This window comes from Exiguobacterium sp. s192, assembly GCF_018618795.1.
Lineage (GTDB): Bacteria > Bacillota > Bacilli > Exiguobacteriales > Exiguobacteriaceae > Exiguobacterium_A > Exiguobacterium_A undae.
In genome coordinates this window covers 332,331-357,788 of the sequence record NZ_JACSMS010000001.1, presented here as the reverse complement: position 1 = coordinate 357,788, position 25,458 = coordinate 332,331, and the positions used below count along the sequence as shown (strand labels likewise).

At 49.1% G+C, this 25,458-nt stretch carries 27 protein-coding genes; 1 reads left to right on the top strand and 26 read right to left on the bottom strand.

From position 1 onward, the window contains the following. Nucleotides 1-24 precede the first annotated feature (24 nt). The 16 genes from dprA to smc all read right to left on the bottom strand — a co-directional run bounded on the left by dprA (nt 25) and on the right by smc (nt 15,290). Nucleotides 25-852: a DNA-processing protein DprA gene (gene dprA, locus KNP87_RS01745; RefSeq protein WP_214720637.1), complete on the bottom strand. Its 828-nt coding sequence runs from the start codon at nt 850-852 to the stop codon at nt 25-27. Between the two features lie 64 nt (nt 853-916). Beyond that, nucleotides 917-1,831 carry a succinate--CoA ligase subunit alpha gene (sucD, locus tag KNP87_RS01740; protein ID WP_026832620.1) on the bottom strand — a complete coding sequence of 305 codons (915 nt, stop codon included), beginning with the start codon at nt 1,829-1,831 and terminating at the stop codon, nt 917-919. Between the two features lie 13 nt (nt 1,832-1,844). Further along, nucleotides 1,845-3,005 carry an ADP-forming succinate--CoA ligase subunit beta gene (gene sucC / locus KNP87_RS01735; RefSeq protein ID WP_026832619.1) on the bottom strand — a complete coding sequence of 387 codons (1,161 nt, stop codon included), beginning with the start codon at nt 3,003-3,005 and terminating at the stop codon, nt 1,845-1,847. 88 nt (nt 3,006-3,093) lie between these two features. Continuing rightward, nucleotides 3,094-3,354: an EscU/YscU/HrcU family type III secretion system export apparatus switch protein gene (locus KNP87_RS01730; RefSeq protein WP_026832618.1), complete on the bottom strand. Its 261-nt coding sequence runs from the start codon at nt 3,352-3,354 to the stop codon at nt 3,094-3,096. Then, nucleotides 3,351-4,229 carry a flagellar hook-length control protein FliK gene (locus KNP87_RS01725; protein ID WP_214720636.1) on the bottom strand — a complete coding sequence of 293 codons (879 nt, stop codon included), beginning with the start codon at nt 4,227-4,229 and terminating at the stop codon, nt 3,351-3,353. The genes KNP87_RS01730 and KNP87_RS01725 overlap by 4 nt, the downstream gene beginning before the upstream one ends. A gap of 13 nt (nt 4,230-4,242) precedes the next feature. Continuing rightward, entirely contained in the window at nt 4,243-4,995 is a 753-nt protein-coding gene (locus KNP87_RS01720; RefSeq protein WP_026832616.1) for a ribonuclease HII, read from the bottom strand. Between the two features lie 58 nt (nt 4,996-5,053). Continuing rightward, on the bottom strand, nt 5,054-5,920 hold the full coding sequence (ylqF, locus tag KNP87_RS01715; protein ID WP_026832615.1) for a ribosome biogenesis GTPase YlqF: 867 nt from the start codon (nt 5,918-5,920) through the stop codon (nt 5,054-5,056). 215 nt (nt 5,921-6,135) lie between these two features. Continuing rightward, nucleotides 6,136-6,675: a signal peptidase I gene (lepB, locus tag KNP87_RS01710; protein ID WP_026832614.1), complete on the bottom strand. Its 540-nt coding sequence runs from the start codon at nt 6,673-6,675 to the stop codon at nt 6,136-6,138. A gap of 100 nt (nt 6,676-6,775) precedes the next feature. After that, nucleotides 6,776-7,129 carry a 50S ribosomal protein L19 gene (gene rplS, locus KNP87_RS01705; RefSeq protein ID WP_012370767.1) on the bottom strand — a complete coding sequence of 118 codons (354 nt, stop codon included), beginning with the start codon at nt 7,127-7,129 and terminating at the stop codon, nt 6,776-6,778. Between the two features lie 112 nt (nt 7,130-7,241). Further along, nucleotides 7,242-7,970 (bottom strand): tRNA (guanosine(37)-N1)-methyltransferase TrmD, encoded by a 729-nt coding sequence (gene trmD / locus KNP87_RS01700; protein ID WP_119923193.1) that lies wholly within the window; start codon nt 7,968-7,970, stop codon nt 7,242-7,244. Beyond that, nucleotides 7,967-8,476 (bottom strand): ribosome maturation factor RimM, encoded by a 510-nt coding sequence (gene rimM, locus KNP87_RS01695; protein ID WP_028106009.1) that lies wholly within the window; start codon nt 8,474-8,476, stop codon nt 7,967-7,969. Before rimM ends, trmD begins: the two co-directional genes overlap by 4 nt. A gap of 87 nt (nt 8,477-8,563) precedes the next feature. Continuing rightward, nucleotides 8,564-8,839 (bottom strand): 30S ribosomal protein S16, encoded by a 276-nt coding sequence (gene rpsP, locus KNP87_RS01690; RefSeq protein WP_012370770.1) that lies wholly within the window; start codon nt 8,837-8,839, stop codon nt 8,564-8,566. 94 nt (nt 8,840-8,933) lie between these two features. Further along, nucleotides 8,934-10,286, bottom strand: coding sequence for a signal recognition particle protein (ffh, locus tag KNP87_RS01685; RefSeq protein WP_026832611.1), 1,353 nt, complete (start codon nt 10,284-10,286; stop codon nt 8,934-8,936). Nucleotides 10,287-10,297: 11 nt separating this feature from the next. Beyond that, nucleotides 10,298-10,618, bottom strand: coding sequence for a putative DNA-binding protein (locus tag KNP87_RS01680; RefSeq protein WP_026832610.1), 321 nt, complete (start codon nt 10,616-10,618; stop codon nt 10,298-10,300). Between the two features lie 101 nt (nt 10,619-10,719). Continuing rightward, entirely contained in the window at nt 10,720-11,724 is a 1,005-nt protein-coding gene (gene ftsY / locus KNP87_RS01675) for a signal recognition particle-docking protein FtsY (protein WP_026832609.1), read from the bottom strand. Next, nucleotides 11,721-15,290 (bottom strand): chromosome segregation protein SMC, encoded by a 3,570-nt coding sequence (gene smc / locus KNP87_RS01670; RefSeq protein WP_214720635.1) that lies wholly within the window; start codon nt 15,288-15,290, stop codon nt 11,721-11,723. The genes ftsY and smc overlap by 4 nt, the downstream gene beginning before the upstream one ends. Nucleotides 15,291-15,414: 124 nt before the next feature. On the opposite strand from smc, the gene KNP87_RS01665 reads away from it, so the two are divergent. Further along, nucleotides 15,415-15,615, top strand: a complete 201-nt coding sequence (locus KNP87_RS01665; RefSeq protein WP_026832608.1) for a DUF1128 family protein — start codon at nt 15,415-15,417, stop codon at nt 15,613-15,615. 50 nt (nt 15,616-15,665) lie between these two features. Here KNP87_RS01665 and rnc read toward each other — a convergent pair whose 3' ends face one another. From rnc to KNP87_RS01615, 10 genes are all read right to left on the bottom strand, one after another. Beyond that, a complete protein-coding gene (gene rnc, locus KNP87_RS01660) occupies nt 15,666-16,436 on the bottom strand; it encodes a ribonuclease III (RefSeq protein ID WP_051523909.1) in 771 nt (256 codons plus the stop codon). 58 nt (nt 16,437-16,494) lie between these two features. Continuing rightward, nucleotides 16,495-16,734 carry an acyl carrier protein gene (acpP, locus tag KNP87_RS01655; protein ID WP_012370777.1) on the bottom strand — a complete coding sequence of 80 codons (240 nt, stop codon included), beginning with the start codon at nt 16,732-16,734 and terminating at the stop codon, nt 16,495-16,497. A 69-nt stretch (nt 16,735-16,803) separates the two neighbouring features. Continuing rightward, entirely contained in the window at nt 16,804-17,535 is a 732-nt protein-coding gene (gene fabG, locus KNP87_RS01650; RefSeq protein WP_026832606.1) for a 3-oxoacyl-[acyl-carrier-protein] reductase, read from the bottom strand. Continuing rightward, on the bottom strand, nt 17,532-18,452 hold the full coding sequence (fabD, locus tag KNP87_RS01645) for an ACP S-malonyltransferase (RefSeq protein ID WP_028106008.1): 921 nt from the start codon (nt 18,450-18,452) through the stop codon (nt 17,532-17,534). Before fabD ends, fabG begins: the two co-directional genes overlap by 4 nt. A gap of 13 nt (nt 18,453-18,465) precedes the next feature. Further along, nucleotides 18,466-19,461 carry a phosphate acyltransferase PlsX gene (gene plsX, locus KNP87_RS01640; protein ID WP_119923195.1) on the bottom strand — a complete coding sequence of 332 codons (996 nt, stop codon included), beginning with the start codon at nt 19,459-19,461 and terminating at the stop codon, nt 18,466-18,468. Further along, nucleotides 19,458-20,027, bottom strand: a complete 570-nt coding sequence (fapR, locus tag KNP87_RS01635; protein ID WP_214720634.1) for a transcription factor FapR — start codon at nt 20,025-20,027, stop codon at nt 19,458-19,460. Before fapR ends, plsX begins: the two co-directional genes overlap by 4 nt. An 85-nt stretch (nt 20,028-20,112) precedes the next feature. Beyond that, the gene (gene recG / locus KNP87_RS01630) at nt 20,113-22,143 is read right to left on the bottom strand and encodes an ATP-dependent DNA helicase RecG (protein ID WP_214720633.1); all 2,031 of its coding nucleotides are present in this window, start codon (nt 22,141-22,143) and stop codon (nt 20,113-20,115) included. Beyond that, entirely contained in the window at nt 22,127-23,023 is an 897-nt protein-coding gene (sdaAA, locus tag KNP87_RS01625; protein ID WP_026832601.1) for an L-serine ammonia-lyase, iron-sulfur-dependent, subunit alpha, read from the bottom strand. Before sdaAA ends, recG begins: the two co-directional genes overlap by 17 nt. 4 nt (nt 23,024-23,027) lie before the next feature. Then, on the bottom strand, nt 23,028-23,690 hold the full coding sequence (gene sdaAB, locus KNP87_RS01620) for an L-serine ammonia-lyase, iron-sulfur-dependent subunit beta (protein WP_026832600.1): 663 nt from the start codon (nt 23,688-23,690) through the stop codon (nt 23,028-23,030). A gap of 91 nt (nt 23,691-23,781) precedes the next feature. Next, nucleotides 23,782-25,455 (bottom strand): DAK2 domain-containing protein, encoded by a 1,674-nt coding sequence (locus KNP87_RS01615; protein ID WP_026832599.1) that lies wholly within the window; start codon nt 25,453-25,455, stop codon nt 23,782-23,784. Nucleotides 25,456-25,458 lie beyond the last annotated feature (3 nt).

Genomic DNA, 25,458 nt, shown 5'->3' with positions numbered 1-25,458 from the left:
GTACTCGTATTTTAATCTCACTTATCATAGTAGTCTCGATTCCCATTTGTCAACGTTCATCAAGATACTTTTTGAAACTTCTTCAGGATTTAACAGTGGAATTGCGCCTTCAGCAATCAATTGATTTGTTCCTTGAAAGTTTTTTTCTGTTGGGCATCCCGGCAGGCAATACACGTCTTTGCCCTGTTCGAGTGCATGACCGGCTGTATTCATCGTACCGCTTTTCTGTGCTGCTTCGACGATGATCAAGCCGGAAGACAAACCGGAAATGATACGGTTCCGTTCTAAGAAGTGATATTTTCGAATGGGTGTGGAAGGTGGATATTCGGACAGGAGTAGTCCGGATTGTTGGATGCGTTGAAATAAAGGAAGGTGTTGTGCCGGATAAAGGGTCTCGAAGCCGCTTGCCATGACAGCAATTGTTGCTTGGTGATGTTTCAGGGAAAGGCGATGGACAAGCGAATCGATGCCGAGAGCTCCACCGGAGACGGTAACGAATGGCGGTTTAAAAAAGGGTTGAAGGAAAGAGAGACGTTTTTCATGAGTGGTGGACGGATCTCGGCTTCCGATGATACCGATCATCGGTTGCTGCAGAAGGGACGGATCCCCTTGATAAAACAAGCTATAAACGGGATGGGGAATCTGGAGCAACTGAAGCGGAAAATGAGGATCACCCGGAACAAGGAGGTTCGTTGGGACCTGATCCAATCGTAAGGCTTGTTGGTAGCGATGTTTAACGGCTTTCGTGACCGGTAAGTTTTCTGCCGGCAAAAGACCATACTGCTCGATCAAGACAACGAGTGAATACGGAACGCGGCAAGTCGCAAAACGTGCATACAGTTCTCTGTTCATCCAAGAGGCTCCTTTTATATAGAAGAAAGCCGTCCTGATTTCATCAGGACAGCCATCATCTTTTTTATTTTACTGTTGAACCTGTGACACATTCATCATAAATTCCGGCTTCTTTGATGACACGAATCAATGTCTCACCAATGATCGCTGGTGTTTCTGCCACTTCGATGCCATTCGCACGAAGGGTTTTGATTTTTTCAGCAGCTGTTCCTTTACCACCTGAAATGATAGCACCGGCATGACCCATCCGTTTGCCTTCAGGTGCTGTCTGTCCGCCGATGAATCCGATTACCGGCTTCGTCATATTGGCTTTGACCCACTCCGCCGCTTCTTCTTCCGCCGTTCCACCGATTTCACCAAGCATGATGACGGCTTTTGTTTCCGGATCTTCATTAAACGCTTGAAGCGTATCGATGAAGTCCGTTCCGTTGACGGGATCGCCACCAATACCGACAGCTGTTGATTGACCAATTCCTGCTGTCGTTAATTGATGCACCGCTTCGTATGTCAACGTTCCAGAACGCGACACGATTCCGACATGACCCGGTGTGTGGATATATCCCGGCATGATTCCGAGTTTCGCCACGCCCGGCGTGATGACACCCGGACAGTTTGGTCCGATCAACCGGACCGGTTTCCCGCCCAAGTAACGTTTCACTTTAACCATGTCAAGTACCGGAATACCTTCTGTGATACAGATGATCAATGCGATATTGGCATCTGCTGCCTCCATGATTGCATCCGCTGCGAATGCAGGCGGTACGTAGATGATGGAAGCATTGGCACCTGTTTTTTCAACCGCTTGAGCGACTGTATCGAACACGGGTACACCCAATACTTCCGTTCCACCCTTACCTGGTGTGACACCACCGACGAGGTTTGTTCCGTAATCAATCATCTGTTCCCCGTGGAACATCCCTTGATTCCCTGTAATTCCTTGAATGATGACTTTTGTTGATTCATTTACCCAAATACTCATCCTTAGCTCCCCCTTACTTCACGAGCGCAGCAATTTTTTCTGCGCCGTCTGCCATTGATGTAGCTGCTGTAATCGCTAGACCTGAATCTTTGAGAATTTGTTTTCCGGCATCGACGTTTGTTCCTTCAAGACGGACGACAAGCGGCAATTCTAAACCGACTTCTTTTGTCGCGGCCACGATACCCTCTGCAATGACGTCACACTTCATGATTCCCCCAAAGATGTTAACAAAAATTCCTTTGACGTTTTCATCTGACAAAATCAGTTTGAAGGCTTCCGTTACTTTCTCTTTTGTCGCGCCACCGCCGACATCGAGGAAGTTTGCCGGGTCCCCGCTGAAGTGTTTGATGATATCCATCGTTGCCATTGCGAGTCCCGCACCGTTGACAAGACATCCGATATTGCCGTCGAGCGCGATGTAGTTTAAGTCATTTTTAGAAGCTTCGACTTCACGCGGATCTTCTTCCGTTTCGTCACGAAGTGCGACGACGTCCGGATGACGGTACAGTGCATTTGAATCAAAGTTGAGCTTGGCATCAAGAGCCAATACATCCCCATCTTTTGTTGTGACAAGCGGATTGATTTCAGCGATTGAACAATCCTTGTCGACGAAGAACGTATACAGCTTCGTGACCATGCCGACGAACTTGTTGACGAGTTTAACCGGAACACCCATCGCAAATGCGAGTTTACGGGCTTGGAACGCTTGAAGACCTACTGCCGGATCCACCACTTCTTTGATGATTTTTTCCGGAGTCGCTTCCGCCACTTCTTCGATGTCCATTCCGCCTTCACTTGAACCCATGATGACGACCCGTCCTGTTACACGGTCAAGGACAATCCCGAGATAGTATTCTTTATCGATGGCGCATCCTTCTTCTACAAGAAGACGTTGAATGACTTTACCTTCTGGACCTGTTTGATGCGTGACGAGTGTTTTGCCGAGTAACTCTGTCGCATATTCCTTCACTTCTTCTTGCGATTTCGCCAATTTAACACCACCGGCTTTACCGCGACCCCCTGCGTGAATCTGTGCTTTTACGACTTTGATCGGACCTGACAATTGTTCCGCTGCATCGACTGCCTCTTCGACTGTAAATGCCGCAATTCCGTTCGGAACGGGTACACCGTATGAACGAAGTAACTCTTTTGCCTGATATTCATGTACATTCATGAAAAAATCCCCCTTAACCCCTTTAGTTTCGGCTCTTTCATTGTAGTTAAAATTGGAAGCGCTGTCTATCGTTATCGACCGAAAGCATTTATTTCTTCGAAATTCCGGTTTGGTCAAGCTGATATAAAAAGGCAAACAACTCGGCGATGACCCCATACAATTCGTTGGGGATTTGTTCCGATACTTGGACGGCATCGAGTAAGGTGATCAGCGTCTCATCTTGGCGAATCGGAATCCCGTGTTGCAACGCCTCCTCGAGAATCCGTTCGGCAACCCGTTCCGAACCTTTGGCAACGACTTTAGGCGCTTGCATCTGTTCTTCGTAGGATAACGCGATGGCTTTTTTCATATCTGATAATCCACCCTTCCGTCACGGTTCGTCGGTTGAAAGGAAATCCGTTCTTTCACCGCTTCCACTTGTTCAAAGCGGATCAATTCATATCCTTGCTCCTGCAGACGTTGTTCGATCGCGGGTTGATAATGCGCCATGAAGGTTGCAACCCGTTCGTCCGGATGGAAAACAGAAATCGCGATTTTCCGGTCCGTGATCAACAGATCGAGGGCAATTTCTCCGAGCTGAGGTAGTTTTAAGTAAAAAGCAATGCGTGCATGATCCGGGTTAAACTCTTTTTGGTCAAACGGCGCCTCCATTGTCAAATCCACTTCTTCAAACGGACCGAACTGTGGTAAGTGAAACAAAAAAACACCGCGCCCCGTCTCATTTGTCGCTTGTATGACCTGTTGCGCGAGCACCTGATCACTCGTTTTTCGGTCGAGTTGTCCCTCCGTCGTCCCGTCCGCACTGCGCGCCAATTGTACCAGTTCGATGATGGTTTGCTTAAAGGCAGGTCCTGATCCTTCCATGACTTTTTGACCAAGTTGTTGCAAAAGATCCCGTGTCGTTTGCGGAACCGGTTCTGTCGAAAATTGTCCGAGACGGTCAAACACGGGCAACGTGACCGTTTTTGGCGGCGCCATTTCCTGTGACACAATTTTCAGGACCGGTTGTCCTTCGGCACTGGTGACGGTGAACCGATAGGTCGCTCCTTCCTTGAGCTCCGCTGTCGTTCCGGCTGTCAGAACGCGTTGACCGACTTGCAGCTCCATCAAACCGTCGGGTAATAACTTCAACACTTTTCCGATGACATTCGCCCCTTCACGCAACGGTTGATTGGATGCATCAATGATCTTGAACGGCAGTAAGGCACGATGTTCAATCTGCATGACCACTCACCTCCTAGAGTCGGTCCAGGACCGGCTTAAATGTTTTCCGATGAATCGGGGTCACGCCTACAGTGTCAAGTGCGCGTAAATGTTGTGCTGTTCCATACCCCGCATGTTGTTCAAAACCATACTCCGGATACAGTCGGGCGTACTGTTCCATCATCGTATCCCGTGTTTCTTTCGCAATGACACTCGCGGCTGCGATCGAGATACTGCGGGCATCGCCTTTGATCAAGGACAGCTGCGGAATCTCGACGTTCAATTCCATCGCATCCACCAACAAGGCTTCCGGCTGCAACGTCGTGACAGCTTGTTGCATTGCTTGTTTCGATGCCTGATAGATATTGATCCGGTCAATCTCTTCCGGTTCGATGATGCCGATTGCGACTTCTGCGACTTCCTGAATGTGTTGATAGGCAACGAGCCGTTGTTTTTTCGACATTTGTTTCGAATCGGTCAGACCCGGATGGTAAAAATCAACCGGTAAAATGACAGCTGCCGCCACGACTGGACCTGCCAGCGGTCCCCGTCCGACCTCATCAACACCGGCAATCCGCGTGTATCCTTGCTCGCGGTACTGCTCTTCGAAAGACGACCGTTCTTGAAAATGGAGGCGTTGCTGTTCTTCACGCTCCAATCGCCGTTCCGCTTGTTCAAGGGCTGTGATGACTCCTTTTCGTGAATCGTCGCCGAGGCGCACTTTCCATTCTTCCAGCTCACTGCGGGGAACGTTTGCTAAGTGTATTTTTAATTCTTGGATGTTCATGACGTGTCTCCTTTTTGAAAAAAGCTTGGAATTCTCCTTAGAGAAACCCAAGCCTGTCTTATTCGGTTACAGTGGCCCACTCTTCGACGGTTTCAAGCGTAACCCGTCCAATTTTCTCGGTCCGCAGCTCATGGAGCAACATTTCGCTTGTTCGTTCAAAGTCGACATACCCACTTGTGACGAATCCGCGGTTTTTACCGATCGCTTCCAGTACATCAACAGCTTCACCTGCAACTTCATTCAAGCGGTAACGCGCTTTTAATTGTTCCGGATAACGTGTTTTCAGCTCCCGAATCGCAAATAAGGCAATGTCGTCGATATTCAAGATATCATCCTTGATCGCCCCTGTTGCCGCAAGACGATAGCCGACAAGCTGATCGTCGAATTTCGGCCAAAGAATCCCTGGTGTATCAAGCAATTCCATCTCACCGGTCTTCATCTTGATCCACTGTTGACGTTTTGTCACACCCGGGCGGTCACCGGTGATGGCGATGTTTCGGCCGGCCAGGCGATTGATCAACGTCGATTTCCCGACGTTCGGAATTCCGATGATCAAGGCCCGAATCGCACTTGGATTCCGGCCTTTTTCCCGCATCCGGTCATGTTTGTCTTTCATCAGACGCAAGGCACCTTCATGGATCTGCCCGAGTCCTTTATTGTGTTTCGCATCGACCGCGATGACGTCCACGCCGTCTTTACGCAGTGCCTGCATCCATTGTTCCGTCAGACGACCATCTGCCATATCTGATTTATTCAAGACGATCAAACGGGGTTTTCCGGCTGTGATTTGTTCGACCATCGGATTGCGGCTCGACATCGGTAAGCGGGCATCCACTAACTCAATGACGACATCAATCAATTTTAATTTTTCCGTGACTTCACGGCGTGCTTTCGCCATGTGTCCCGGGAACCATTGTATTGTCATATCTTCCACCTCAAGTTTTCATATTGCTGGACTGCTAATAATGAACGATTGATCTATCGTGTATCGATGATTACCGATACACTCCCTGTTCGAGAGAAACGATCCACTCTCTAGTATACGCAACTTCTCGAAAGAAAAGAACCCTGTCTGAGAACGAACAAAAAAACGACGCCCACCGGAGGTGAACCTCGTTTTTCTGTTTCGGGATGATTATCTTAATCCACTGACCGTACATCGTTAAACGGATAAAAGACAAAGTTCGTTGTGCCAACGATTTGGTCTTCATCCACAAAACCGATGTCCCGGCTGTCTTTCGAGTTTTGACGATTATCTCCCATTACAAACACTTTCCCTTTTGGCACAGTCGTCTGCGCCGTTTTTTCTTCCAGTGTAAAGTCTTCTGTTAACGGAACCCCGTTCATTTGTGCCTTGAATTCATTGAGATAAGGTTCCTCGACTTTTTTATCATTGACATATAATGTGTCATCTTTGTAGTACATCGTATCACCAGGAACCGCAATCACACGTTTGATATAGTCGCGTGTTTCCGTCGCATGGAACACGACGATATCTCCACGTTCCGGCTCGTTAAAGTAATAAGGGACTTTGTTGACGATCATGCGATCCGAATTGTGTAACGTCGGCATCATCGATTCACCATCTACGATGACCGGTACGAATAAAAACGTTCGGATGATGAACGCAATTACAAGCGCCACGACAAGCGCCTTGACCCAGCTGAATAACTCCTTCACGCGTTCCACTCCTTCAATTCAATCTCTTGCCTAAACTTAGTATACGCATAAACGATAAAAAAAAGAAGCTTGTCCGGAGACAAGCCACTTTTTCACATGATTAACGACGAATTTCTTTAATACGCGCCGCTTTACCACGAAGGTTGCGGAGGTAGTAAAGTTTCGCACGACGGACTTTACCGTAACGAACGACTTCGATTTGTGCGACACGTGGTGAGTGAAGCGGGAATGCACGCTCAACGCCAACTCCGTAAGAAATCTTACGAACTGTAAACGTTTCGCTGATGCCGCCACCGTGACGTTTGATGACTACGCCTTCGAAAAGCTGGATCCGCTCACGCGTTCCCTCGACGACTTTAACGTGGACGCGGACTGTATCACCAGGACGGAATGCAGGGACGTCTGACTTGATTTGTTCTTGTGTAATTTCACGGAACAATTGTTGTGTGTTCATGAATGATTTCTCCTTTTTTCACCAATGTTCGTATCTTCATTTGCCCTTGGCATCCAACAGCGGAACATCGTTAATAGGTGGCTTTTGCCACATGTTTTAACTTATCACAGATTCAGTCGTTTGACAATCCTGAAATTGACTGTAAATAGTGACGGTCGGCATCTGACAAGGTTACTTGGTCAAGTAAATCGGGTCGCCGCTCGAGCGTTCGCTTCAATGCCTGCTGACGTCGCCATGTTTCAATGCGGGCATGGTTGCCAGATAATAAGACATCCGGAACCGTCAGTCCTCTGAAATTTGCCGGACGGGTGTAATGAGGGTATTCCAACAATCCGGTTGAAAAAGAGTCATCCTCATGACTGGCTGACTTTCCAAGGACATCCGGCAACAGGCGTACGGTGGCGTCAATCATCGTCATCGCCGCAAGTTCCCCGCCCGTCAGGACAAAGTCACCGAGCGACACTTCGTCCGTCACGAGCTCATCATGAATCCGTTGATCAAAGCCTTCATAATGGCCGCACAAAAAGACGAGCTCCGTCTCCTGCGACCACTCTTCGGCCAGACGTTGGTCAAACCGGCGTCCGGTCGGCGTCAAGACGATGATTCGTCGTTTCGCCTCCGGAAGCGCCGCAACCGCATCAAAAATCGGTTGTGGCGTAAGCAACATACCGGCTCCGCCGCCATAAGGGGAATCATCGACCCGACCATGACGATTGGTGGAATAATCCCGAAAATTGACATAGTTCAGCTCGATCCGCTTCTCCTCTTGGGCACGGGCGACAATCGAGTGATTCAGTGCCGTGAACATCTCCGGGAACAAGGTCATGACCGTAATGTTCATCCTTCGATTAATCCCGGCAACGGTGTGATTTGAATCCGTTTTTCTTGCACGTCGATCGACGCGACGACTTGTTCGATGTAAGGAATCAAGACATCCTTTTTCCCGGGACGTTTGATCGTCCAGACGTCGTTTGCTCCGGTTTCCAGAATCTCAGACACGACACCGATCTCGTCTTCTCCGTCAAAGACCGTACAACCGATGATTTCATGATAATAATACTCATGTTCGCCAAGCTCCTGCAACGCTTCCGGCTGCACATACAACTTCAATCCTTTGTACTTCTCGACATCATTGATGTGGTGCATTCCCTTGAACGTCACCATGATGAATTGTTTATGCTTGCGGTAGCTGCCGATCGTAAACGGTGTATATGTCCCGTTCGACTCCAAATAGACCTCGTTCCCGACTTTGAAACGTTCTTCCGGAAAATCAGTACTAGCAAGGAGTTTCAGCTCTCCTTTTAAACCGTGTGTATTCGCGATTTTTGCGATTTCCAACCATTCCATCTGTTTCACTTCCTCAATTAAAAAATAGCACTTCTCATTATTTCGCCATAGAAAAAGGAGGTAAGCTTTCGCTCACCTCCAATCGTCTTACTTCGCGAGTTTCGCGTTGTGGAATTTCTCCATGATACCAGCTTTTGAGAAGAGGTTACGAACTGTGTCCGAAGGTTTAGCACCTTCAGCGAGCCATTTAAGAGCAAGCTCTTCGTTAAGTTTTACTTCTGCTTCTGGTTTAGCAACCGGGTTGTAGTATCCGATTTGCTCGATGAAACGACCATCACGTGGTGCACGTGAGTCTGCTACTACCACACGGTAGAAAGGTGATTTGTTTGCGCCCATGCGCTTAAGACGAATTTTAACTGCCATTCGTAAGTCCCTCCAAGTAATAAATAATTTTTTTCGTTTAGTCAAATTGACAACTTCACTAGTATACAACGTTCCAGCAAAAGTGAAAAGACTTTTAGAAGAATGGGAGGCCAAAGCCGCCTTTCTTTTTTCCTTTGCCCATTTGGCCGGAGAATTGTTTCATCATCTTCCGCATGTCTTCAAATTGCTTGATCAATCGGTTCACTTCTTGAATGCTGCGACCACTGCCGCGCGCAATCCGTTTCCGACGACTGGCATTGAGGATTTCCGGTTCAGAGCGCTCTCGCTTCGTCATCGATTGAATAATCGCTTCGACATACACAAGTTGCTTTTCATCGATTTGGGCATTTTTCAAACCCTTCATCTTTCCTTTACCGGCACCCGGAATCATTCCTAACAACTCATCCAAAGGACCCATCTGTTTCACTTGCTGCAACTGCTCGATGAAATCGTCAAACGTGAACGATGCATCGCGCATTTTGCCTTCGAGCTCTTTGGCGCGTGTAGCGTCCATTTGAGACTCCGCTTTTTCAATCAGCGTCAGCATATCGCCCATGCCGAGAATTCGTGACGCCATCCGCTCAGGGTAGAATGGCTCGATTGCGTCCAGCTTCTCTCCAAGACCGACGAATTTAATCGGTGCTCCGGTGACTGCCTTGATGGAGAGTGCTGCTCCGCCTCGAGTATCGCCGTCGAGTTTCGTCAAGACGACCCCTGTCACGCCCAGCTTTTCATTAAAGCTTTCAGCAACATTGACCGCATCTTGACCCGTCATCGAATCAACAACAAGGAAGATTTCATTTGGTTTGGCGATTTCTTTTACGTCGACCAGTTCCTGCATGAGGTCCTCATCGATGTGCAAGCGTCCCGCCGTATCGATCAACACGATATCGTGGTGATGCTCTTTTGCATAGTCGAGCGCATTAGTGACAATCTCTTGTGGACTGACCTGATCTCCCATCGAGAAAACAGGCAGTTCGAGTTGTTTCCCTAACGTCTCGAGCTGTTTGATCGCAGCCGGTCGGTAAATATCCGCTGCAACAAGCAGTGGACTGCGATTTTGTTTCTTTCGTAAATGATTGGCCAGTTTCCCTGTCGTCGTCGTTTTACCCGCCCCTTGTAAACCGGTCATCATGATGACGGTTGGTGGACGGTTCGATAACGTCAGTGGAGAAACTTCCGAACCCATCAGTTTTGTCAATTCGTCATGGACGATTTTGACAACTTGCTGACCGGGTGTGAGGGACGTCATGACATCTTGCCCGACAGCACGTTCCTTCACATCATTTACGAATTGTTTGACGACTTTGAAGTTGACGTCAGCTTCTAATAACGCAAGGCGAACCTCACGCATCATTTCTTTTACGTCCGCTTCAGAAATCTTACCTTTGCCTCGCATTTTAGCAAGACTGGCTTGAAGCCGTTCCGATAATCCTTCGAATGCCATGAAAATGCCCCCTACTCTAATTGCTCCAGTGCCGCAATGGTCACGTGAGCTTCGCTCGGAAGGTCAAGTTGCTTCAATTGATCAAGGAGTAACTTTCTTTGTTCGTATTTCGCGAACAAAGCGAGCCGCTCTTCGTATTGTTCAAGCATCGCTTCCGTACGTTTTATGTTGTCGTAGACTGCTTGTCGGCTGACTTCAAACTCATCGGCGATCTCACCTAACGAAAAGTCATCTAGATAATAAAGTGACATATAATTTCGCTGTTTTGGCGTCAATAGCTCCTGATAAAAGTCAATCAGATAATTCATCCGGTTCGTTTTATCAAGTGTCATCCGAGCACCTCCACGGTTGTTAAGTGAAATTCCTTTACAGATAGTATAGTACAGCCCTCACAGTGTGTTGTCAAGTTTTTTTCTTTACAAGGAAATCGAGGTCAGTCCTCTTCTCGGACTTCTTCCGTCGTTTCTTTTTCTTCGAAGACATCTCCGAACAAACCATAGACGAATTGTTCCGCATCAAACGGTTGCAGGTCGTCGATTTTTTCACCGAGACCGACGAATTTCACCGGCAGATCCAGCTCGTTCTTAATCGCAAGAACGATTCCGCCTTTGGCTGTGCCGTCGAGTTTCGTCAAGACGATTCCGCTGACGTCGGTCGCTTGTTTAAACGCTTTGGCCTGAATCATCGCATTTTGTCCCGTCGTCGCATCGAGCGCCAGTAACACCTCATGTGGAGCTCCCGGAATTTCCCGCTCGATGACGCGTTTGACTTTCTCGAGCTCATTCATGAGATTGACTTTGTTTTGTAGACGTCCGGCCGTATCACAAATCAAGACATCCACTTTCCGTGCCTTTGCGGCTTGAACTGCATCGTAAATCACGGCAGCCGGATCGGACCCTTCTCCTTGACGAATTACCGGTACACCGGAACGTTCGCCCCAGACTTGCAACTGATCGATTGCCCCGGCACGGAACGTATCACCGGCTGCGAGCATGACCGACTTCCCTTCATTTTTCAAACGGTTCGCGAGTTTACCGATCGTCGTCGTTTTTCCGACGCCGTTGACACCGACGAACAGAATGACATTGAGGTCATGCGTGAGGTCAAGCTCCATCTCTTCCTCTTCGATTAACATGTTGGCGACGACCTCGACGAGGACATCACGAACTTCCTTGGTGTCTTTAACGTTTCTCCGTTTGACTTCCACCTTTAGTTTTTCAACTAAATCCATTGTCGTCGTCACCCCGACATCCGCCTGGATCAACACTTCTTCCAGTTCCTCAAAGAATTCCTCATCCACTTCACGGAATCGATAAACGAGATCGTTGACCGCGCTGGCTAATCCGTCCCGTGTTTTCGTCAAGCCTTCGGTGAATTTCGATGTGACTTCCTGTGTGGACGTCGTTAAACGATCTTTTAATTTTTTAAAGAAACTCATTTTTTTATCCCCTTTGATTCTACTTCTTCACTTAAAGTCCGTCTCGCTTCTTCTAGTTTAACGGATAACACTTCGGAAATACCGTTTTGTTGCATCGTGACACCGTACAACACATCAGCAGACTCCATCGTTCCCTTCCGGTGGGTGATGATGATGAATTGTGTCTCGCGCGCCAGTTGATGGACAAACTCGCCAAACCGGGCAACATTGGCTTCGTCCAGAGCCGCTTCGACTTCATCCAGGACACAAAATGGAACCGGTCTCGTTTTTAAGATGGCAAACAACAAGGCGATGGCTGTCAACGCCCGTTCCCCGCCGGATAACAACGACAGGTTTTGTAGCTTTTTACCCGGCGGTTTTGCAACGATATCGATGCCGCTCGTCAGGAGATCGGTTGGGTCCACTAAAATCAAATCCGCTTCCCCGCCGCCGAACAATTCGCGGAATGTTTCCCGGAAATGCTCACGCACTGCCGTATAGGTCTGTTTAAACAAACGAATCACTTCCCGGTCCATCTCTTCGATGATGCCGTATAAATCCGTTTTCGCGCTGACGAGATCGTCCCGTTGTGTCGAGAGGAACGTAAACCGTTGATCGACTTCTGCAAACTCCTCGATTGCCCCGAGGTTGACGATCCCGATTTCCTCCAGTTGTCGTTTCAACAGATGCAATTCTTCCTTCGCTTCATCAAACGGAATCGTCAACGGTTGAATCAGGTCAGCAATCAGTCCCATTTCCTCGAGTGTCTCTTGGCGGGTCTCAAGCCGTGTGCTGAGTCGCCCTTGGGTCAGACGGGCTTGATCGAGCCGTTGCGTCGTTCCCTGCTGTTCTTCTTTCAGCTTCGCTTCCTGGATCCGCAACAAACGTAAGCCTTCTGCCGCTTCTTGAATCTCTTTCGTGACGAGTGCTAATTCCTGCTCGACCGATACTTGCTCATCCTGCATCTGTGCTTGTTCGGCATGCAGGGCGCCGATCTTCGCTTCATCGAACCCTTCGAGGATATGTTTCAGATCACGTCGTTTATGGCTTCTTTCCAGTTTTGCATGCGTGAGCGTCTGTCGGAGCCGTTCGACTTCACGATCGGTTTGATCGCGTGTCATGCTTGCAGTCCGTTCTTCCAGTAACGCTTCCGCTTGCTGTTGTTTTAATTCTTCAATCGCGACCGCACCACGTGATTGCGCTGCCTTCAGTTGATCAATCGTTTGGCGGAGTTCCGTTTGACGCACAGTCAACTGTTCGATGTCTCGCTCCGATGTCTGAATGATTGCTTTCGCTTCAATTGCTTGTTCTGTCAGACGGTTCAATTGACCGTCATGAACCGACAGTTCGGACGCCGTGACGGCAAGACTCCGCTTCGCATCCGTCCATGCTTCACGGACGCTTTCTAATTCAACTTGAACGGTTTGGATGTCTTGTACGGTTTTTTCGAGTGTAGTCTTCAGCTCATTGAGCGTGACCGTCATGTCATCCCGGCGCCGTTCTTGTTCACGGATGACGGCCTGCCCTTGTTTTAAGCCTGTCTGCAATTCTTCCAGTTCACGGGACTGGCTGAAGAGCGGTGTCCCTTTTTTCCGGCTCCCCCCGGTCATCGAACCGCCGACGTTGACGACGTCGCCGTCTAGCGTCACAATCCGGTACCGGTGTCCCGTTGTCCGGGCAATCGCATTCGCTTGTTCCAACGATTCGACGACCAGCGTCGTACCGAGTAAGTTTTCTTTTAGTTTCGTAAACTCGTCCCGCGTCGTGACGAGATCACTCGCCACTCCAAGATACCCTGACATGTTTGACAGGTTCTGTCGCACCGATCCGCTCAGTTCGCGGCGCTGAATCGATGAGAGCGGCATAAAGGTCGCCCGACCGGCATTTAAGCGACGAAGCTCTTGGATCAGCTTCCGTCCCGTCCCATCCGTATCGACGACGATATTTTGCATCGCTCCACCTAAAGCGGTCTCGATCGCCGCTTCATAGCGGGCGGGTACCGTAATCAGTTCGGCCACTGCCCCATGAATGCCGGAAATTCGTTCCCGTTGCTTCAGCACCGTTTTGACGGCACCAAAGTAGCCGCTGTAATCTGCCTTGACGGACTCCAAAAACTCAATCCGGTCTTCCGTTTTATCGCGGCGCCGGTGTAAGTCGAGAATCGATTGGTTCATTTGGACAATCGTCTCTTGGTACTGACGATATGTCTGTTGGTGCGTGTTCTCTTCATGACGCAGTGTCTCTAAACGGGTCCGCAACTGTTCGACCTGTTCCTCTAACCGCAGCGTTTCTGCTTCATAAGTGGAACGCGCCGTTTGTTTCGATCCGACGTTTTCTGAAAAACGCTGTTGTTGTTCTTCCGCGTGTAAGAGATCTTGTTTCGCCCGGTGATACGCATTCGTCGTCGCCGCAAGACGGCTGGCCACTTCAAAGGCTTCGGAACGCAACTGTTCTGCCTCTTTTTCAAAGTCCCGGTCCGAGTAGGATAACGCCGCATCGGCTGCTTCCCGTTGCTGGACGGTCTCGAGATAACGTTGATTCGTCTCCTGCTGCCTTAGCACCAGTGCCTGTTCCTCTTGTTCGATGTCCAGCACACGTTGTTCCGCTACTGCCACTTCTTGCTCGAGACGTTGCTTCATTTCCGTCCCGTGTTTTTCTCGTTCTTTTGCCAGATTCAACGATCCTTCAATTTCAACGAGTTTAGTCGAGACGTGACGCAACCGTTCTTGCAGTTCTGTCTCGAGTCGTCGTGTTGCTTCTAATTTCGTCTCTTGTGCTTCCCGTGTCGTGACGGTTGTTTGAAAACGTTCTTGTTCCGCCAACAACTGTGCTTGGCACGCTTCGATTTCAGCGGTAACCTCCGTCAGTTGCGACGTGTACTGCTGAATTTCCGTCGCGATGATACCGCGTTCAAGAAAATCATACCGTTCACGCGCGAGCAAAAACTCTTTTGCCAGCGCCGCTTGTTCGCGCAAAGGTTCAATCCGCCCTCCGAGTTCAAACAAGATATCGTCAACCCGCGACAGATTCGTTTCCGTATCCGTCAATTTTCGTTCGGCTTGTTTTTTACGATGACGGTATTTCAAGACACCCGCCGCCTCCTCGATCACGGAACGGCGTTCTTCCGGTTTTCCGGAAATGACTTGTTCGACACGCCCTTGACCGATGATGGCAAACGCGTCCCGCGACAAACCGGTGTCCATGAATAAATCGAGGACATCTTTCAATCGACACGGTTTTTTATTTAAGAAATAATCGCTGTCCCCATTGCGGGTGACACGTCGCGTCACATTGATTTCTTGATACGGTAAGGCAACCGTGCCCGACTCATTGTCGAGAACGAGTGTGACTTCCGCAAATTGTTTCCGATGTTCCGATATACTTCCGGCAAAGATGACATCTTCCATCTTCGCACCACGTAATGATTTAGCTGATTGCTCACCGAGCACCCAGCGGACTGCATCCGATATATTTGACTTCCCGCTTCCATTCGGTCCGACGACAGCAGTGACTCCCGGGAGGAAATCGAGCTCTGTCCGACTGGCAAATGATTTGAAGCCATTGATTTCAATTCGTTTTAAGTACATCTTGACCACCCATATGTTTAAATTTCTTTTGATTTTCTTTTAGTTTACCATAGCCGAAAGGTCTACAAAATGGTAGCTTTTATGGTAATGTTAGGCATAAAGAGATGAAGAGGAGAATTTACACATGACGATTGAACAAATGATTGAAGCGATTTTGGATAAATTGAACATTATCAACAAAGGCGTCATCAAGGCGGACCAGTTCGACGGAACAAAAAATGATGACTTAAAAGAGATCTATGACTTCGTCATGATGCGTGATTCTTTGTCACTCGCGGAAGTTGACGCGATTGTCGATGAATTGAAATCACTGAAGACCGTTTAACACACGTCACAAAAAGGCACACCATTTTACAATGGGTGCCTTTTTGTGTGTCAGAAACTATTTTTGAGTACAAGCAACGCCTGTTTAGCCGCCTGCTGTTCCGCTTCTTTTTTCGACCGTCCCGTCCCGATTCCTTCTAATTTGTCCGAGACATGGACACGCGAGATGAATTCACGGCTGTGCGCCGGACCACGTTCCTCGATGATTTCATATTCAATCAATCCAAGACCAACACGTTGGATTGCTTCTTGGAGCTGACTTTTAAAGTCTGTCTGCTCTTCGAAAAAACCGGATGCCACTTTCGGAAAAACCGCTTCGGCGAGGAATCGTTCTGCTGCTTCGATCCCTTGGTCGAGGTACAAAGCACCGATAAAGGCTTCAAACACATCCGCCAGTAACGCCGGACGATTTCTTCCCCCTGTCAGTTCTTCCCCTTTACCAAGTAAAATCATTTCAGAAAACTGATAATGATTTGCAAACTGGACGAGTGACGGCTCACACACGATGGCCGCACGCAGCTTGGTTAATTCCCCCTCGGAACGTTCCGGATAGTGTTGAAACAGATAGCGCGACACAGTCAGTTCTAAGACTGCATCTCCCAGAAATTCAAGACGTTCATTATCGCCCTCGGATTCCCGTTGTTCATTGACGAACGAAGAGTGTGTAAACGCTTGTTTTAAGAGTTCTACATTCGAGAAGTGAATCTGCAACCGTTCTTGAAGCTGTTCGAATTTTTGTTCGATCTGCGCCAAAGCCCGTGAGTCTTTGCGTCGTTTTACATAGGGTCCTTTTCGGACACGACGTCCCTTTTGATTCGTCATAATGCCTCCTAAACAGCTAAATCCCACCGCAAATACGCGGTGGGTCCAGCTTCATGTTTTAGACTTGTGTTTCGATGTAGCTAACAACATCGCCAACTGTCTTCAAGTTCTCTGCTTGGTCATCTTCGATTGTGATTTCGAATTTATCTTCGAGATCCATAACGAGTTCCATAACTTCAAGCGAGTCTGCACCGAGATCGTCTTTAAACGATTTATCGAGTGTGATTTCACTTTGTTCTTTACCTAATTTTTCTGCGATTGCTTCTTGCACGTCTACTAAGATTTGTTCTTTTGTCATTTGAAAATCCCTCCATGAGTTGAGTATATAAGATGATTGCCGATTTGGCAAAGTAGTACCACTGTTTAATTACATTGTCATGCCGCCATCAACGGCAAGCGTTTGACCGGTGATGTAACGGGCATTGTCTGAAGCGATGAAGCTGACCAAAGACGCGATGTCTTCCGTCTGACCAAATCGTTTTAACGGAATTTGGTCAAGGGTTTGGTTGCGTTGTGTCTCTGTTAATTCATCCGTCATATCGGTTTCAATGAAACCCGGGCAAATGGCGTTGGCCGTAACCCCTTTACTTGCCAGCTCACGTGCCACTGACTTCGTAAATCCGATCAGACCGGCCTTCGCCGCCACATAGTTGGCTTGACCGGGATTACCGGTGATGCCGACGACTGATGCGATGTTAATGATGCGTCCACTCGACTTTAAAAGTGGTCGTGTCGCAGCTTGCGTCACGAGAAACGCACCTTTTAGATTCGTGTTCAGAACGGCATCAAAATCAGCTTCCTTCATCCGCATCAATAATCCATCCCGCGTAATCCCGGCATTGTTGACGACACAATCCAATTGTCCATACGTATCAAGCGTCGTCTTCAGGAGTGCCTTGACCTGCTCGGCATCTGCGACATCCGCTTGGACAGCAATCGCTTCACCGCCGGCAGCCGTGATGGCCGCTACGACTTCTTCCGCTTTTGCTGTATTTCCAGCATAGTTCACGACGATCCGGAACCCATCCGTCGCAAGACGTTTGGCGATGGCGGCTCCGATTCCTCGCGAAGCGCCGGTGACGAGTGCTACCTTATTCAACGAATCGCCTCCGCTTCCAATTGTTCAAGTGTCGTAATACTGACGATCTTGACATCTTTTTTAATACGCTTGACGAGGCCGCTGAGTGGTGAGGACGGTCCAAATTCGATGAACGTATCAGCACCTTCTGCAATCAGCTTTTCGACGCAGGCCTCAAAACGGACCGGTGAATACAGTTGCTGAACCAACAAACGAATCAGTTCGTCCGGTTGGTCATGGAAGTCGCTGTCGACGTTCGAAATGAACTTTGTTTTTGCCGCTTGAAACGGCGACGAAACCAGTACATCTTCAAATCGCGGCGCAAACGGTGTCATCAACGATGAATGGAACGCACCGGATACATCCAGCGGCAGGACACGTTTTGCGCCCAGTTCCTTTAACTTCGCCGTCGCCGATTCGACCGCTGCCACTTGTCCTGAAATCACGAATTGTCCGGGACAGTTATAGTTCGCAATCTGTACGATCTCCCCTGTCGCCGCAATGGATTCGACGGCGTGATGAGCAGCTTCGACATCATCGAGACCGATGACAGCCGCCATCGTCCCGCCCGTGACTTGGTTCATCAGCTTGCCGCGTTCCCGAACGAGATACACGGCTTCACTTGGTGTCAACACCGATGCCGCAACAAGTGCGCTGTACTCTCCGACACTGTGTCCAAGTACAAAATCCGGTTGATGACCAAGCGCGGCGTAACGGTTCGCAAGGAGTGTACTGTGTGCCACGATGGCAGGTTGTGCGAGATCCGTTGCTTTTAAGTCCTCTTTTGTTCCGGTCGTCAACAACTCTGTCAAATCAAGTCCGATCCGTGTGCCAAGATCCATCAATGCTTGGCGCGTCTCGTCGTGTTGGACGAGTGTTTGACCCATGCCCGGCATTTGTGAGCCTTGACCAGGAAACATCCAAACTGTTTTACCCATCCGTCTCACTCCTTTAGATTTCTTTTGTTGCCTTCGCCTCGATCATTTTGGCGACGACTTGTTGGTCAACCATCAGTTGTGCCTGTGCCAGCGCACGACTGAAGGCATAGGCATTGCTTGAGCCGTGTGCTTTGATGACTGGAGCAGCAATTCCAAACAGTCCGGCTCCGCCATATTCCTCGTAGGCAAGCAGTTGTTTCATTTTTTTGAGTTTCGGTTTTAAAATAAATGCGGCAATTTTTGAACTGAGCGAACTCATGAACTGTTCCTTCATCACGCCCATGATCATGCTGGCCGCACCTTCCGTACTCTTCAAAAGAGTATTTCCAGCAAAGCCTTCCGTCACGATGACATCCACTTCTCCACTCATCGCTTCTCTCGCCTCGACGTTCCCAACAAAATGAATCGGAGCTGTCTCAAGCAGGGGATAGGTCTCTTTCGTCAATGCGTTCCCTTTACCGGCTTCTGAACCGATATTCAGCAACGCGACTTTCGGCCGTTTGATGCCCCTTACTTGTTCTGCGTAAACAGATCCCATGATGGCATAATCCAGCAGATGTTCTGCTTTTGCATCCGGATTGGCGCCGACATCTAAGATGACGACACCTTTTCCGTTTCGTGTCGGGAAAGTCGGGGCCAGCGCCGGACGGTCCACCCCTTCGATCCGACCGATCACAAACAATCCGGCAGTCATGAGAGCACCCGTGTTGCCTGCTGAAATCAAAGCATCTGCTTCTTTTGATTTCACCAGGTTTGCAGCCACGACGAGTGAACTATCTTTCTTGCGACGGATCGCACGGACCGGTTCGTCTTCTCCGGTGATGACGGACGCCGCATGGATGATGGTCACCCGTGGGTCCTTGATGTCGTATGAACTTAATTTTAACTCATCGCCCACTAAACGGATTTCAATGTCCTCTGTCGGACGTTCCGCTAAAAACTGAACGACCCCTTCTACGATGGCGCGTGGCGCATGATCACCGCCCATTGCGTCTACTGCTAAAATCATCTCGATTCCTCCTTACTGCTTCGATACACCGTGAATTCACCGATGAACACACATTCATCCCCAACAAAACTGTCGACGTTGATGTCGGAACGACCGTCTTGCCGGTGTGAACTGACGAAGGCTTTCGCCACGACACGTTCACCGACATGGACGGAGCGCGTGAACTGAACGTTTGCTTTTGTCGTCAATGCCAGTTCGTCATCGATCAAGGCGATCGCTAATGAATTGGCTTGCGCAAACAGGATATGTCCCCGCGCGATGGCATTTCGACTAAAGGCATGTTCCGGTAAGATTTCCAAGATGGAAATCGCTGATGTATCAAGTTTCAGGTCAATCATATCACCAATGACTTCATTTTCAGTCAACGTACGCACATCATCCAGTCGTTCCGTCGCCACGTGTTTGATCCGTTCACGCAGTTCCGGAATCTTCATCTCCATCCGGTCCAAACGAATCGTCTGGATGCTGACGTTAAAATGAGTGGCTAACGCCTCATCCGTGATGAACGGATTTTGTTCAATTGTATGCTGTAGTTCTGATTGTCGTTCTTTCTTAGGTACCCGCATGTACGTTCCTCCCACAAGAAGGATGACTACTATTATCACCTGGTACTAATAGTAGTATATATCCCTTGTTGTTCACTTTCAAGTATTATTCGATTCTTTCTCCATCCAGCAATCCTTGCTGTTCGATGTACTGTCGTAAGACACCATAGTCTTCCTGATGCCAAAACGCATCCGAACGCAGCAAACGGACGGCATCATTGCGTGCTGTTTCCATCACCTGGATATCGAGGGCCGGATCCGTCAAGATGAAACGGGGCAACCCGCTTTGTTCGGTCCCGAAAAAGTTTCCGGCCCCGCGTAACTGCAAATCTTTTTCCGCTAATTTAAAGCCGTCATTCGTTTCCGTCATCGTTTTGATCCGCTCTTTTCCGGTATCAGAAGACGGATCCGCAATTAAGATACAAAATGATTGTGCGGCGCCACGACCGACCCGACCACGTAACTGGTGTAACTGGGCCAGACCAAACCGTTCCGCGTCATAGATGACGATGATGGATGCGTTCGGGACGTTGACCCCGACTTCGACGACAGTCGTCGAAACAAGAATTTGAACTTGATTGTCCTTAAATGCCTGCATGACTTCATCTTTTTCAGACGAACTGAGTCGTCCGTGCATCAGACCGACTTGATGTGTCGAAAAACGTTCCGTCAAAAGCAGATGCAGTTCAATCGCATTTTGCACATCCAGTGATTCAGATTCCTCAATCAGTGGCGTGATGATGTAGGCTTGATGACCCAGCAGCAACTCTTTTTCGACAAAACCAAATACACGATCAATCTGTTCCGGTTTTGCCCAGTAAGTTTCAATCTCTTTTCTGCCTGCTGGCATCTCGTCAATGATTGAGACATCCATATCTCCAAACACGGAAATCGCTAACGTCCGCGGAATCGGTGTTGCCGTCATGTAAAGGACGTCCGCCTGTTCCGCTTTTGCACGAAGACGTTTCCGTTGTTCGACACCGAACCGATGCTGTTCATCGGTGATGACAAGATGAAGCTCTTTAAAAACAACGGTATCTTGAATCAAAGCATGGGTCCCGACCAACACATCAATTTCTCCTTGCCGCAGGGCTTCGAGCAAGAGAACCCGATTTTTCCCTTTGACAGAACTCGTCAATAAGCCGACCTTGATTCCAAGCGGCTCAAGCAACGGGGCAAGCGATGACGCATGTTGCTCTGCTAAAATTTCAGTCGGAACCATTAAAGCGCCTTGTTTGCCCGCACGCACTGTGGCGTATAAAGCAATCGCCGCAACGACCGTTTTTCCGCTTCCGACATCTCCTTGAAGGAGTCGGTTCATTCGTTCCGCACGGTGCATATCATTTAAGATTTCCTCCGTCACACGCTGTTGCGCGCCGGTCAAAGGGAAAGGCAGGTTTTGGATGAATTGCTCCGTCTCCTGCTGAAACAGCGGTAAAGCAACCCCTTGCCCTTTACGTTTTCCAAGGCGTAACGTCTGTAACTTCAATTGAAAATACAGACATTCTTCATAGACATAACTGCGCCGGGCCGTCGTCAGGTCTTGACGGGTCGCCGGAAAATGTAACCGTCTCAACATCGTCATCCGATCCAGTAGACGGTATGTCTTGCGAATCGGCTCCGGAATCCGTTCGTCAAGCGGCTCACTTTCGGCGAAAGCCAGTTCGACGACACGTCGGAACGTTTTCATCCGCATGTCTCCTTTTAGCGAATAAACCGGTGTCAGTTCGCCTTCGATTGCTCCGAATTGGAGTTCCGTCGCGGAAATCGTCATCCGGTGTAAATCCCATTTGCCGCTGACCGTCACTTCTTCCCCCAACTTCAACTGTTCTTTATAAAAGGCGCGATTAAACATCGTCACGGTGACACTGTACCGCTCTTCGACAAGCAAACGGAACGTCAACCGGTTTTTTCCTTTTCCGTAATAGCGGACCAAGGCTTCTGATTGCACCTGACCGGTGAATTTGACTTTGTCCTCGTGAATCGCTTCCGTTAAACTACCGGTCACAAAATCGTCATAACGAAAGGGGACGTGCTCGAGCACGTCCGCGATCGTCAAGATATCCATTTCTTCGAGTTTCCGGGCTAAGTCACGCCCGACACCTTTTAATGCTGTCACTTTATTTGATGGATTCATTCGATAGTTCCCCAAAGATTTTGGATTCAAGCCAGCGTCCTGTCGGTGTATTGGCGAGACCACCTTTGGCCGTCTCCCGTAAGGCGGACGGCATCATCTGTCCGATCTCATACATCGCTCCAATCACTTCGTCACATGGAATCCGTGACGTAATTCCTGCAAGGGCCATATCAGCAGCGACCAGCGCGTTTGCCCCGCCCATCGCATTCCGTTTTACACACGGAACTTCCACGAGTCCAGCGACAGGGTCACAGACCAGTCCGAGCATGTTTTTCAGGGCGATGGCAAAGGCATGTGCGGACTGATCCGGTGTCCCACCTGCCATCTCAACGATTGCAGCAGCAGCCATTGCCGTTGCCGAACCGACTTCTGCCTGACATCCGCCCGCAGCACCGGAAATCGACGCATTGTTGGCGACGACGAATCCAAAGGCACCTGACGTAAACAAAAACCGCAACATCTGCTCCCGTGTCGGATTCAAACGATCTTTTACAGCAAATAATGTGCCCGGAACGACCCCGGCACTCCCTGCCGTCGGTGTCGCACAAATTTTACCCATTGCTGCGTTGACTTCATTTGTTCCGATTGCTTTACTGACGGCATCGAGAAGCAAATCACCGGACAGCCCATTTCCACTGGCACGATAACGTTGCAACAAGACCGCATCACCGCCTGTCAAACCGGTGACGGATTCCACTCCGTCCCCTGCGAGGGAACGCTCAACTGCCGCTTCCATCACTTCCAAGTTTCGTTCCATCATCGCGTATACTTCATCCCGTTCCAGATGACGAACCGTCATTTCTTGTTCAATCATGATTTCTGAAATCGGTACATTTTTTTCAGTCGCTAAAGCGACGAGCTCTTTTACGGATTTAAACATCTCTTCACTCTCCCATCATGACAGACCGTTCGACTTGTGGTAACCGGTTGATTTCTTCCAGGACAAGGCTCGGCATCCGATCATCAATCTCAATCGCCATCAAAGCCTGCTTCCCTTTTTCGTGCCGTGACACTTCCATATGCCCGATATTAATTTCGTAATCGGCCAAAATACTCGTCACCGCCGCAATCGCTCCGAAGCGGTCGTGATGCAGGACAATCAAGGCAGGACCGCCACCAGACAAACGTAATGGCACGCCGTTGAGTTCTGTGATTTCAATCGTTCCGCCGCCAATCGAAATCCCGACCAGCTCAAATGTTTCCGACCCGTTCGTCAAATGAACACGCGCTGTGTTCGGATGATCCGTCAGCGCTTCACTCGTCTCAAAATGAATCCGGATCCCTTTTTGCTCGGCAATCTTGATGGATTCCGGAATCCGGTCGTCAAACGTATCATAGCCCAGTACCCCCCCGATGATGGCGACATCCGTCCCGTGTCCCCGGTATGTGTCGGCAAACGATCCATAAAACGTGATCGTGATGTCCGTCGGTTGTTCTCCAAATAATTTCCCCGCCATCAAACCAATCCGCGCAGCCCCCGCCGTATGCGAACTGGACGGTCCGACCATGATTGGACCGATGATATCAAATACACTCCGATACTTCATCTTGTTGCCCCTCTCTTAAAAACTAAACAAAAATCCCACCTCTATTATCGCAGATGGTGGGATATGTGAAAAGGTACGTTCACGTTTTATATTATTCGACGCTTAAAATGTAAGAATAGAGCGGTTGTTTTCCGTCATGAACTTCCACTTCTGCGTCTGGATTAACCGATTCGATATAAGCGACGAGTTCGTCGACTTCATCTTGCGAAACCCCTTCACCGAACAAGACAGTGATGATTTCATCGTCTTCCGTGACCAGTGTATCAACTAGCTTTTTGACGGCGCCAAGGCTTGAATGATCCGTTGCAACGATTTGTTTCTCCGCAATCGCCATATGATCATCTTTCTTGATTTCAACTCCGTCGATGCTCGTATCACGGACGGCATACGTCACTTGACCGGATTTGACGGCTGCGATTGCATCCATCATGTGCCGCTCGTTCTCTTCGACCGTCGCTTCCGGATTGTAGACGATCGTTGCCGCCAATCCTTGAGGAACCGTCTTCGACTTGACGACAGTCACACCACAAGAAGCAACGGACGCCGCTTGTTCTGCCGCCATGATGATGTTCGAGTTGTTCGGATAAACATACACATGATCCGCATGCGCATCCTCAATCGCTTTGACGATATCTTCCGTAGACGGGTTCATCGTTTGTCCACCTTCGATGACGACACTGACACCAAGCGACTTAAAGAGTTCGCTGATGCCTTCGCCCATCGCTACTGTGACAAGTGCCGACTGGGCTTTCGCCTTTGTAGCGACCGGAGCTGCCACTTGATTGACACCCTCTTCTTCAAGAATCGTCGAATGCTGTTGACGCATGTTTTCGATTTTGACCGCTACGAGTTCACCAAACCGTTGACCTTTTGTGATGACTTCGCCCGGTGTTTCGACGTGTACATGGACCTTCAACAATTCTTCGTCTGCGACGACCAGCAGTGAGTCGCCAAACTCCGCTAACTCGTTCCGGAACGCTTCTTCACTGAAAGGAGTGTTCGCCAATTTATCATCCTGGAAACGGACCATAATTTCCGTGCAGTAGCCGTAATGGATTTCTTCCGTCGACATGAAGCTTTGAGCCGATTTATGATGCTCTGCTTCGACGAGCGCTTCCATGACCGGTGCGTGGGGCTTCTCTAACTCTTTGCCTTCAAGTGTCGCGAGGAATCCTTCATAGATGCAGACAAGTCCTTGTCCACCGGAATCGACGACACCCACTTCTTTAAGTACAGGTAATAGATCTGGTGTTCCTTCGAGTGATACTTTAGACGACTCGACGATGCCACGCATCAATTCGAGCAGATCTGATGTTGTTTCTGACTGCGCGATTGCCGCTACAGCAGTCTCACGGGCAACTGTCAAGATTGTTCCTTCAACCGGCTTCATGACCGCTTTATAGGCTGTATCGACGCCTTTTTGTAAGGCATCCGCAAATTCCTTTGTATCGATCGTCTCTTTTCCTTCAATCGACTTTGAGAACCCACGGAACAATTGACTTAAAATAACACCCGAGTTTCCGCGTGCTCCCATTAAAAGACCACGGGCAAACACGGAAGCAACTTCCGCGACAGAGTCTGATGTCGTTTTTGATGCTTCTTTTGAACCCGATGTCATCGTCAAGTTCATGTTTGTTCCTGTGTCACCGTCTGGGACCGGGAACACGTTCAGCGAATCGACGAAATCCGCATTTTGATAGAGATTCGCTGCGCCATTCTGGATCATCTTGACCAGTTGCGCTCCTGTTAAACGATCTACGCTCACTAA

Excerpts from the sequence above, each read along its gene's own strand:
- sdaAB (WP_026832600.1), bottom strand. The coding sequence starts at position 23,690 with ATGAAGTATCGGAGTGTATTTGATATCATCGGTCCAATCATGGTCGGA.
- rimM (WP_028106009.1), bottom strand. The coding sequence starts at position 8,476 with ATGGAATGGTTGGAAATCGCAAAAATCGCGAATACACACGGTTTAAAA.
- ffh (WP_026832611.1), bottom strand. The coding sequence starts at position 10,286 with ATGGCATTCGAAGGATTATCGGAACGGCTTCAAGCCAGTCTTGCTAAA.
- KNP87_RS01665 (WP_026832608.1), top strand. The coding sequence starts at position 15,415 with ATGACGATTGAACAAATGATTGAAGCGATTTTGGATAAATTGAACATT.
- sucD (WP_026832620.1), bottom strand. The coding sequence starts at position 1,831 with ATGAGTATTTGGGTAAATGAATCAACAAAAGTCATCATTCAAGGAATT.
- rpsP (WP_012370770.1), bottom strand. The coding sequence starts at position 8,839 with ATGGCAGTTAAAATTCGTCTTAAGCGCATGGGCGCAAACAAATCACCT.
- smc (WP_214720635.1), bottom strand. The coding sequence starts at position 15,290 with ATGTACTTAAAACGAATTGAAATCAATGGCTTCAAATCATTTGCCAGT.
- KNP87_RS01725 (WP_214720636.1), bottom strand. The coding sequence starts at position 4,229 with ATGCAGATTGAACATCGTGCCTTACTGCCGTTCAAGATCATTGATGCA.
- fapR (WP_214720634.1), bottom strand. The coding sequence starts at position 20,027 with ATGCGGGTACCTAAGAAAGAACGACAATCAGAACTACAGCATACAATT.
- KNP87_RS01720 (WP_026832616.1), bottom strand. The coding sequence starts at position 4,995 with ATGAACATCCAAGAATTAAAAATACACTTAGCAAACGTTCCCCGCAGT.
- recG (WP_214720633.1), bottom strand. The coding sequence starts at position 22,143 with ATGAATCCATCAAATAAAGTGACAGCATTAAAAGGTGTCGGGCGTGAC.
- KNP87_RS01730 (WP_026832618.1), bottom strand. The coding sequence starts at position 3,354 with ATGAAAAAAGCCATCGCGTTATCCTACGAAGAACAGATGCAAGCGCCT.
- acpP (WP_012370777.1), bottom strand. The coding sequence starts at position 16,734 with ATGACAAAAGAACAAATCTTAGTAGACGTGCAAGAAGCAATCGCAGAA.
- ylqF (WP_026832615.1), bottom strand. The coding sequence starts at position 5,920 with ATGACAATACAATGGTTCCCGGGACACATGGCGAAAGCACGCCGTGAA.
- rplS (WP_012370767.1), bottom strand. The coding sequence starts at position 7,129 with ATGAACACACAACAATTGTTCCGTGAAATTACACAAGAACAAATCAAG.
- plsX (WP_119923195.1), bottom strand. The coding sequence starts at position 19,461 with ATGATTTTAGCAGTAGACGCAATGGGCGGTGATCATGCGCCACGCGCC.
- trmD (WP_119923193.1), bottom strand. The coding sequence starts at position 7,970 with ATGAACATTACGGTCATGACCTTGTTCCCGGAGATGTTCACGGCACTG.
- KNP87_RS01680 (WP_026832610.1), bottom strand. The coding sequence starts at position 10,618 with ATGACACTTGATAAAACGAACCGGATGAATTATCTGATTGACTTTTAT.
- dprA (WP_214720637.1), bottom strand. The coding sequence starts at position 852 with ATGAACAGAGAACTGTATGCACGTTTTGCGACTTGCCGCGTTCCGTAT.
- rnc (WP_051523909.1), bottom strand. The coding sequence starts at position 16,436 with ATGACGAATCAAAAGGGACGTCGTGTCCGAAAAGGACCCTATGTAAAA.
- sucC (WP_026832619.1), bottom strand. The coding sequence starts at position 3,005 with ATGAATGTACATGAATATCAGGCAAAAGAGTTACTTCGTTCATACGGT.
- sdaAA (WP_026832601.1), bottom strand. The coding sequence starts at position 23,023 with ATGTTTAAATCCGTAAAAGAGCTCGTCGCTTTAGCGACTGAAAAAAAT.
- ftsY (WP_026832609.1), bottom strand. The coding sequence starts at position 11,724 with ATGAGTTTCTTTAAAAAATTAAAAGATCGTTTAACGACGTCCACACAG.
- fabD (WP_028106008.1), bottom strand. The coding sequence starts at position 18,452 with ATGGGTAAAACAGTTTGGATGTTTCCTGGTCAAGGCTCACAAATGCCG.